Source organism: Acidovorax sp. LjRoot204, from assembly GCF_056175785.1.
In genome coordinates, this window is the sequence record NZ_JBGFFF010000349.1 from 1 (window position 1) to 1,265 (window position 1,265).

Below are 1,265 nucleotides of genomic sequence, written 5' to 3' on the forward strand. Positions count from 1 at the left end.
GCGCCACTCTTCTCGGTGGGCGCCACTGTTCAAGAGTTCCCGCTGCTTGGCAGAGAACTGGTCGAATTCGTCGCAAAGAAGTTCCAGGTCGCCAGCGGGCGAACCCTGGACGTCGCCGCAGGATGGACGGCCTTCCAAGAATTCCACCAGCAGCCCGAGCCATTTCTCTCGGTGGTCGTGGCCATGCTCATGGACCCGTCGCTCACCTTCGAGCGCGCAGTGGCAACCGAAAAGGCAGAGCAGGACAAGGAGGAAAACCACGAAGGAACCTGGGCGTCGCTCGATGCGATGCAGCGCCAGCTCCTTTTGCTCTTCGCCAACGACCCGCATGCCAAACCATTCGGAAAGGCGGCGCTTGCGAAGCTTGCCAAAGCTCTCGGCGTCCCTTCGCTCGCGCCGTCCGACGTGCAGTATTCGCTCAACAACTTGAAGTCCAAGACCATCATCTCGAAGGCGCCGGGCGGTGTGCATACGTTCGAAAGTGCGGCGTTCGAGCGCTGGGTCAGAACGTTGGCGCCCGTGAATCCCTAGCCGAGCGAGAGGGACCAGCTTCTCTTCGACATAGCCACGCAACCTCGGGCTCCACCAGAATGCACGAGATGCCGATCCCACGGCCAGCTAGTACTGCCTGGCGAACTTGGTCCAGCTTGGAACCTCGCTTCGCGTCAGTGCGCTTCAAACTGATCATGGATGATTGAGATACATTGAATCCCTCGCTTGCGTGCATCCGCTGCGCGTCAACGATGGCGCTGAAACAGCGTCTGCGACCAGCCCGAAACAGGCGTCCACGATCGCTGAATGCCCACCACGATCGCCGGAGCTGACGCCTGATCTCGCGTCAGCTTGGCAGCGACGTCGCCGTCACGAGGACAACGGCGCGATGCAAGACAGTCGACGCAAATGGACTACGACAGTGCCGAAGGAGGAGGACTCCCAGATTCGCGCAGGACCTGCCTCTCGGTTTTCGCTTTCTGAACAAGATCGAGTTGCCTGGAGTGCACCGGTGAGAGTGATTTCAAGAACTCCACATCCACGGCGTCCAAAATCTCCATCTGGCGCTCTGACAGGAGACGCCGCCCGACTCCGCTGCGCGCCAGCGCGTAGACCCGCCGGATCTTGCCTCCGAGCCTCTCGGTGGACTTCGGGTCCTGGGCAATGYGACGTAGAGCCTCGCTAGCCACTTGGATCGCCCACTGCGCCTGCGTGAGTACGTGTGGGCCTTTCTCTTTGAACAGGCCCACAGCGTTTTGCACGCGGGACTCAAG

General features: G+C 60.8%; 2 protein-coding genes. One reads left to right on the forward strand and one right to left on the reverse strand.

The features are described from left to right. Positions 1 to 531, forward strand: a 531-nt coding sequence (locus AC04MI_RS25280; protein ID WP_476499058.1) for a hypothetical protein, incomplete at its 5' end; no start/stop codon positions are given. A gap of 374 nt (positions 532 to 905) precedes the next feature. Here the strand turns inward: AC04MI_RS25280 and AC04MI_RS25285 are convergent. Further along, on the reverse strand, positions 906 to 1,265 hold a 360-nt coding region (locus AC04MI_RS25285), incomplete at its 5' end, for a hypothetical protein (protein ID WP_476499059.1).